Source organism: Streptomyces sp. NPDC020681, from assembly GCF_044334895.1.
Taxonomy (GTDB): domain Bacteria; phylum Actinomycetota; class Actinomycetes; order Streptomycetales; family Streptomycetaceae; genus Streptomyces.
The window spans coordinates 1-7,441 of sequence record NZ_JBIRTX010000058.1 but is presented as its reverse complement, the minus strand read 5'-3'; the positions used below and the strand labels follow the sequence as shown (position 1 = coordinate 7,441).

Annotated in this window: 6 protein-coding genes; 1 reads left to right on the top strand and 5 read right to left on the bottom strand. The window is 70.4% G+C overall.

The genetic code is table 11. From position 1 onward, the window contains the following. Positions 1–119 precede the first annotated feature (119 nt). The gene (locus ACH4YL_RS40520; protein WP_398512553.1) at positions 120–1,307 is read right to left on the bottom strand and encodes a hypothetical protein; all 1,188 of its coding nucleotides are present in this window, start codon (positions 1,305–1,307) and stop codon (positions 120–122) included. 362 nt (positions 1,308–1,669) lie between these two features. Here ACH4YL_RS40520 and ACH4YL_RS40515 point away from each other — a divergent pair, with 362 nt between their 5' ends. After that, positions 1,670–2,137: a hypothetical protein gene (locus tag ACH4YL_RS40515; RefSeq protein ID WP_398512552.1), complete on the top strand. Its 468-nt coding sequence runs from the start codon at positions 1,670–1,672 to the stop codon at positions 2,135–2,137. A 66-nt stretch (positions 2,138–2,203) separates the two neighbouring features. On the opposite strand, the gene ACH4YL_RS40510 is transcribed toward ACH4YL_RS40515, so the two are convergent. The 4 genes from ACH4YL_RS40510 to ACH4YL_RS40495 form a co-directional block, all read right to left on the bottom strand. Then, positions 2,204–3,265 carry a hypothetical protein gene (locus tag ACH4YL_RS40510; protein ID WP_398512551.1) on the bottom strand — a complete coding sequence of 354 codons (1,062 nt, stop codon included), beginning with the start codon at positions 3,263–3,265 and terminating at the stop codon, positions 2,204–2,206. Positions 3,266–3,356: 91 nt separating this feature from the next. Further along, entirely contained in the window at positions 3,357–4,601 is a 1,245-nt protein-coding gene (locus tag ACH4YL_RS40505) for a PP2C family protein-serine/threonine phosphatase (RefSeq protein ID WP_398512550.1), read from the bottom strand. 143 nt (positions 4,602–4,744) lie between these two features. Next, complete coding sequence (locus ACH4YL_RS40500; protein ID WP_398512549.1) at positions 4,745–6,040, bottom strand: VWA-like domain-containing protein; 1,296 nt, start codon at positions 6,038–6,040, stop codon at positions 4,745–4,747. Beyond that, a complete protein-coding gene (locus ACH4YL_RS40495) occupies positions 6,037–7,299 on the bottom strand; it encodes an AAA family ATPase (protein WP_398512548.1) in 1,263 nt (420 codons plus the stop codon). Before ACH4YL_RS40495 ends, ACH4YL_RS40500 begins: the two co-directional genes overlap by 4 nt. Positions 7,300–7,441: the final 142 nt, after the last annotated feature.

The window sequence follows — 7,441 nt, the reverse complement described above, 5'->3', positions numbered from 1 at the left end:
CCCCCCACCCCCCCCCCCCCCGCGCCCCCCCCCCCCCCCGGCGCCCCCCCCCCCCCCCGGGGCGCCCGCGCCCCCCCCCCCCCGCCCCCGCCGCCCCCCCCCCCCCCCCCCCCCGACGATTACTTGAGTCCGTCCCACGCGTCACTGGTCGCGATGGCCCTCAACTGCTTCATCGTGAGCGGCGCGGTGGCGCGGGTCGGCTCACCAAACGCGTAGCCCGCGTTGTAGGCGGTGACGACCACTCGGAAGCCACCGGGGCGAACGGCGGTGACGGACCAGCGCAGCGTGCCCTTGTCGCTCCACGGATACGGACCTTGCTGCTCTTCGATCCGTATCTGATCGCTCTCGTTCGTTCCCCGATGGTCGACGTTGACCTCGATCTGGGCCTCGCCCTTGCCGTCTTTGACCCCGAGACTGACGAAGTCCGTGGGGCTGGTGCCGCCTGTGGAACCGAACGGCTTCAGACTCGACGGGAGCAGCGATTCGAGGGTGTCCACGATCTCAAAGCCGGTCGGAGCATCCTGATCTTCGACTCCGCCCCCACGCCGGGGGAAGGAGTCCAGTGTGGTGCGCCACTCCTTCGCGCTCACAACATCGCTCAGCTGTTGCTGCGTCAGCGGCGGGTTCTCGCGCGTGGGCTCGGCGCCCTTCTGGGATGGTGCGTTCCATGCCGTGACGGTGAGCATCGAACCGTCAGGCTTGATGAGGCGGGCCGACCAGAATTTGGTGTCCTTGTCGCGATACGGAGGCTCGTGCCCTTGAGCGAGCAGCAGATCGGAGCCGTCCTCGAACTTGTCTGTCGTGCAGGTCCCGTTGGGGCCCCAGCGGCCGGTGCCGTTGTCGCCGACCGAGCAGCCGGCCAGGCTGGCCATGGAGGCAAGGGGCGAGTCGGTCCTGCCCAGCGTGATCGAGATTGCCGCCGCGCCCTTGCCGTCGTCAAAGACGAGAGCTCCGCCAAGGTACGACCCGAGGGAACCCCGCATATCCTCGCGCTCCTGGCTGACCTCCCCTTCAGGGAGAAGCTTCCTGAGGATGGAGAGTGTCCGCCCGGTGTCGTCCTTGCGCGCGGCGAGGTTCCCGTCTCCCCGCGAGTCGAACATGCCCCCGTAAACACCGCCCGCCCCCACGACGCCGAACAGCGCCACGCTCGCGGTGACGGCGGCCGCGCGCCTGCGCCACAGGGCGCGGCGGCCCCGGGCCACCAGAGCACCCACCACCGGCGGACCTCCTGACGAGCCCTCCGACTCTGCCAGCTCGTGCAGGCGCCGCCTCAGCAACTCCTCGTCCGAATGTGCCGTCTCGCTCATCGCGTATCCCTTCCCGCATAGCCGGCCAGTGCGCCCGCAGCGCGCAATCGCTCCAAGGCCCTGTTGGTACGGCTCTTGACCGTCCCGGGCGAACAGCCGAGCAATTCCGGCGGCGTGCCGATCGCCTGTCAGCACAAGGAGTGTGAGGTCCAAGGACCCTGTCATCCACTCGACAACCTGGAGAACCCAGCGGGTTCCATCAATTTGTGGTGCCGCCTCCAGCCCAGAAGGGACCCCGCTGAGCCAAGAGGCCCTCGCTCACGGTGACTTGAGTCGTATCGGCTCACACACAACTCCCACCCGAGCCTTGTTCCTCCATGGCCGCGGCTCCTAATCTCCGGACAATGGACTGGGGAACGATCATGGGCACCGTTACAGGCGCAGTCATCGGCGTGGGCGCCACTTCGCTGGCCGACCGGTCAAGATGGCGCCGAGAACAGGCAGCGCGTCAAACCGCGATCAAGCGGGAGCTGTACGCCGCCTACCTCGCAGCCGTGGCACAGGCATGGAACGAGATCCGCGCCGCAGTCATCGACAGCGACGAGCCGTGGCCACAGCGCGCACGCCTGGCGAGCCTCGCCTATCGGAACGGCGGCGTGTACGAGCTGCGCTACCAGATGTCCATCACTGCTCCGCCGAACATCGTCGCCCTGTCCGACCAGACCATGCGCGGTATACGCGACCTGACGAACAGGCTCAACGCCGGGCAGACATACGACAGTTGGGGTGACGACAACCAACCGTGGTTCGACGCCTTCAACGCCATGCGCCGCATGATGCGCCTGGACCTCGACCCCGCGGCACTCCACCTGCCACCGTCCAGCCCATGACATCCCACTTGCAGGCCGACTTGGTGAGATCGGTGACGCCGTGCGATCGCCCACCGCGGCCGCACGCTAGAACGGGCGAGCGTACGGGTGACCCTTCACCTGGTCGTAGATTCTGCGCAGCCACGGCTGACGGACGGCGGGCAGCCGCGCCAGCGTGTGGACGAACAATTCCGAGTCGGGCCTGAACAGCCCCAAGGGATACGGCGGCAGCGGATCGTCGCGGAGAACTCCGTCGGGCATTCCGCCTGTCGCGGGAACGGGCAACCACTCGTGGTGGAAGGCCAGATGTATCCACACGTCGGCGGCCAACGGCACGGTCTCCGCGGTGCCGGACGGCTGCCATGCCTCCCCTGTCTGCGGATGCCGCGGAACCAGCACGATGTCAGCGGCGGGGTCGGGAGCAGGCAGGCCCGGTCCGGCCAAGGCCGCCTGCTTCGACCGCGGCCCCGGCGGGAGCAGTGCGTCGAGCGCGCGGCTGAACGTGTCCGCGACGAGGCCGCCGGGGACGGCCACAGGCGCGCCTCCCGATGCCGCCAGCATATGGGCCAGTGCCACCCCGACCGCCGCCTGCCACCGTGGGTTCCACCCCCCGGACTGCTCGACCGGCGGCGTGCCCTGACGTTCCTCCGCCAGCTCCTGCCAGCCGATCGTCCGGTGCGCGGGAGCGTCGGTGGTCAGTCGGCGCACCGCGTGCGGGACAAGCCGTACCGTCTGCCAGTACGAGCAGTCGTCGATGCGGGTACCAACCGCCTGCCCGCACTGCGCGCATGCCAGGTTCGGGCCGCCCCTGCCGTCGAGTCCCATACAGCCGCCGTCGCACCACTCCGGGATCATGACCGTGCCGCGGGTGTCACCCGGCGCGACGACGATCGCTCCCGGTGCCCCGAAGGAGAGCGCGAACACCGGCGCGAACACGCCGCGGGCTTCCGCCTCGTCCGCCACCCCGGCTTCGCTCCACCGCCGCCATGGCGGCCCGGAAGGCTCCGGGTCGACGGCGTACGTCCCCGGTTCCATCAGCGCGGGCAGCAGTACATGTCCGTAGCTCTGGCGAGCGTGGACGGGAAGCGCAATCCGCGACACAGGAGCGGTCAGCACGGCGCCGCACCCCGCACACGCGAACACGACCATGCACCCTCCCCCTCCCCCGGACACACGAATTATCCAGGCCCGGCAAACACCGGCCAACTCCTTTTGTCCACCGCCGTGATCGGCGGTGCCGTCAGAGGCGGACGACGACCAGAGCGATGTCGTCGCCGGCGCCGGCGCTGACAGCGAGACGCTCCAGCACGGCGTCTGCAAGGCGCTCCGGGCCGAGGTTTCTGTGCCGGGCCACGGCGTCCGCCAAGCGGGCGAGGCCGATGTCGATGTCCTCACCGCGGCGTTCGATCAGGCCGTCGGTGTAGAGCACCAGGGTGTCGCCGGGCGCGTAGTTCGTGCCGGACTGGGGACGGGGTGAGTGTTCGGGACGGGCTCCCAGCGGTGGGTCGGTCGCCTGGTCCAGGTACTCCAGGGTGGCGTCGCTGTGGAGCAGGACGGGCGGCGGGTGGCCGGCGCTGCTGTAGGAGATCCGGCGGCTATTGGTGTCGACAACCGCCTGGACCACGGTGGTGGCGACCGCGCCCTCGACGGAGCGGGCGTACACGCCCAGTACCTCGAGTGCCTGCGCGGGCCCCTCCACCGCGCGGGCGGCGGCGCTCAGGGCGCTGCGGAGCATGCCCATCACGGTGGCGGCTTCCAGACCGTGGCCCACGACGTCGCCCACCGCCAGGGCGAAGCGGTCGTCGGGCAGGTCCACCACGTCGTACCAGTCTCCGCATACGTTCAGCGAGCCGACCGCCGGCAGGTAACGCACCGCGATGTCGCGGTGCCGGGCCAGGTCCGGTGAGTGGAGCATGGCTTCCTGGAGAGTGATGGCCACCTGTCGTTCGCGGGCGTGGGCGTGGCGCAGTTCCTCGATGAGCCGCTGCAGCTCCCGCGACCTCGCGTACAGCTCGGTTTCCATCGCCTCCTCCCGCTCGCTCAGTTCCCTGACCTGGTTCTGGCGAGCCCGGCGCGAGTGAACGAACGCGGTCACGTCCTCGACCCGGTGGATGATCCATGCCACGGTCCCGTCCCGCCCGAGAACTGGCGTATTGATCGGCGACCACCACCGCTCCTCGAACGTCCCCGGCCGTTGCACGACGGGGATGTCGTACTTCTGCAGCGCCATCGTGTCGGGCTTCTGCGTGGCAAGGGCCCTGTGCAGCGAGGCGCTCAGATTTCGCACCCCGTCGGCCAGGGGGTCGGCCGGGTTGTCGGGGAAGGCGTCGAAGATGTGCTGTCCGATCAGATCGTCGCGGGTCCGGTTGGTCGCCTGGAGATAGGCTTCGTTGACGTCGACGATCATCAGGTTCGCGTCCAGAACCAGGTACGGACTCGGTGTGGCGCCGAACAGCGCCGCGTAGTCGATCTCCGGTTTCGTCATCGCGCTCCCTGCAGGCCTCTCCACCCCCAATCTATGAGGCACCTGAGGCCAGCGCCCGCCCGCGCCCCGACGGTCCACCACAGCGAGTGCATCACCGCAGGTCAGAAGCCTATGGCCGATGCGCTGGGAGATCGCCGCGGGCGTCACCGAGCAGCGCCGGCCGAGCCGATGTCAACCACTCGTGCCCATGCGGGCGGCGAGTCCGGGACGTAATCGGGATCGTTCTCGTCCCACGACCGGGTTGCATGCTGCCGGGGGAACAGACCCACGACCGTCCGGCACGGTGGTTGTGTGCTCGGCCAGGGCGTCTGCCCGTCGGTGAGGACCACGATGACATCCGGCCGGGGCCTTGCTCGCAGAGCCTTGGCGAAGCCCGTGCGCAGATCCGTGCCGCCACCGCCCACCAGCGGGATTCCCTCGGCACGGCACAGCGGGTGGACGAGCTGGGCCGAGGCGTCGCACGGCAGCACGCTGATCAGGTCGCGCCGGCCGCCCACGGCACGGGAGATCGCGGCAACCTCGTGGAGTGCACTGCCCAGTTCCGCGTCACTGACCGAGCCGGATGTGTCGATGACCACGGAGACGCGAGGAGGCCTGCGCCTCAGGCTCGGCAGAACAGCGCCCGGCACTCCGGCCGAGCGCCGCGAGGGTCGGCCGTAGGTGTAGTCGTCGCCCGCGCCGGGGCCGGAGGTTGCCGAGCGGAGCGCAGCTCCCAGCAACTCCCGCCACGGCTGAGGCGGGTGGAACGCCTCCTGCGCCCACCGCTGCCACCCCTTCGGCGCGTTCCCCGGACGGCCGGTGATGCCCTGCGCCACGCGGAAGCGAACCGCGTCGCGTTCCTGCGCGCTGAGGCCGTGAGCGCCGTCCGGTCCCAGGTCCCACTCCCGTTCCAGTCCGTCGGCGCCGCTGCCGCAGTCCAGCCAGGCGTGGTCCTGCGTACGCGGCCCGAGCCGGAACTGGCGCAGGTAGTCCTCCATGAGCTCCCCCGGAGAGAGCCCCAAGGTCCGCGGCTCCACAGCGCCATCGGGCCGGACCAGCCCGTCGCCGAACGCGTCGTCGTTGATCTCGCAGTCCGCGGCGATGTTCATCCGCAGCCGTTCCCCGGGGCCGGTCAGTCCGCGCTCCCGAGCGACCCGGTCACTGCGCCCGTGGTGGTCGCGCAGCAGGTGCGAGACCTCGTGCACCCAAACTCCGGCCAGTTCCTCCACCGAGGTCCGGTCCACGAACGCCGACGAGGCGTAGCACCGCCAGTGCCGGTCGACAGCCATCGTCGGTACGTGCCGCGACTCGACGGTGTGCAGGGCGAACAGCGCCGTCGCCAGGTAGGGCCGGGCCCGTACGGCGTGCAGTCGGGCGGCGAAGAGCTTTTCGAGGTCCAGTGGCCCCGGTGCGTCCGGGATCATCGGTGCGTCCGGGGCCCCCGGTGCGTCCGGGATCATCGGTCGGCCTTCGTGGCGACCGCGGCCCTTGCCGCCGCCCGGTCGGCTCGCCGGGACATGGACACCGCTCCGGCGAGCCTTTCGATGGATGCCGGAACGTCCCAGTCCTCCCGGCGCAGCGAGGCGAGTGTGGTCGCGGGAACGACCACCAGGTCCGGGGCTCCGGTATCCAGGGCCCTGACCAGGAGCGCCCACGCGGCGTCCCAGCGGGACTTCTCCGGGCGGTTGCGGACCGCCGCCACCACACCGTCGAGCACGGCTTGCCGCAGATCACCCCGTTCGGGCAGGTCGGCGGCTGCCGGGTCGGCGAGAAGCGTCTCCGGGTCAGGAAGGTCCATCCGGTCCACACTGGCCAGCAGCTCCAGCCCGGGGCCGTCTCCCACTGTGCCTCTGACCAGCAAGGACAGTACTTCCCGGGAGGAGCCGGCGGCGGTCGCGAAGGCGATCAGGCTCAGTGTCATGTCCCAGCTTCGGGGTGACGGCCAGGGGCCGCCCCGGCGGGTTTCGCTGCTGGGCAGCCGGTGCACGAGTCCGGGGCGGGCGGAGAGGAGACCGCACACCGCGCGGCGGGCGAAGTCCACGGCCTCGGGCAGCTTCTCCGGGTCGAGCCGCGGCAGGGTCGCGCGGGGCCATGTCCCGCCGAGGCCGCGTACGACGACCTCGTGGTCGTGGGTCCACTGAAGGTGTACGAACCGGTTGGCCAGAGGCGGGCTCAGCTCCCAGCCGTCGGCCGCCGAGGACCGCGGATTGGCGGCAGCCACGATCCGAACCTCGGGCGGCAGTTGCAGGGCGCCGATCCGCCGCTCGAGTACGAGGCGGAGCAGGGCGGCTTGTACGGCTGGTGCCGCGGTGGACAGCTCGTCCAGGAACAGCAGCCCTCGGCCGGCCCGTACGAGTCTCACGGCCCAGTCCGGCGGGGCCATCGGAACACCCTGTTCGGCGGGATCGTCTCCGACGATGGGCAGCCCGGAGAAGTCGGACGGCTCGTGCACGCTGGCGATGACTGTGGTCAGCGGAAGGTCCAGGGCCGCCGCGAGCTGTGTCAGGGCCGCGGTCTTGCCGATTCCCGGCTCACCCCACAGCAGCACGGGCAGGTCGGCCGCCACGGCCAGCGTCAGTGCCTCGAGTTGTGTGTCGGGGCGCGGTTCGGTGGTGGTGTCCCGCAGTCGGGCCAGCAACTCGGCGGCGACGTCGAGTTGGGGGGCGTCGGCCGGGTCGGAGGCGACGTTGGCAGCAGCGAACGGGGTGTACGTGGGCATGTTTGATCACCTATGGGCTAGGAGCGGGCAAGGGCCTGTCGTCTGGGTCAGGCCGGATCAGTGAGCGGGGTCTGGTGCCGTGGATCGCAAGGCGGAGGAGGGAGGCATGGCGGAGCCATGCCGACCGACGACAACGCGGCGA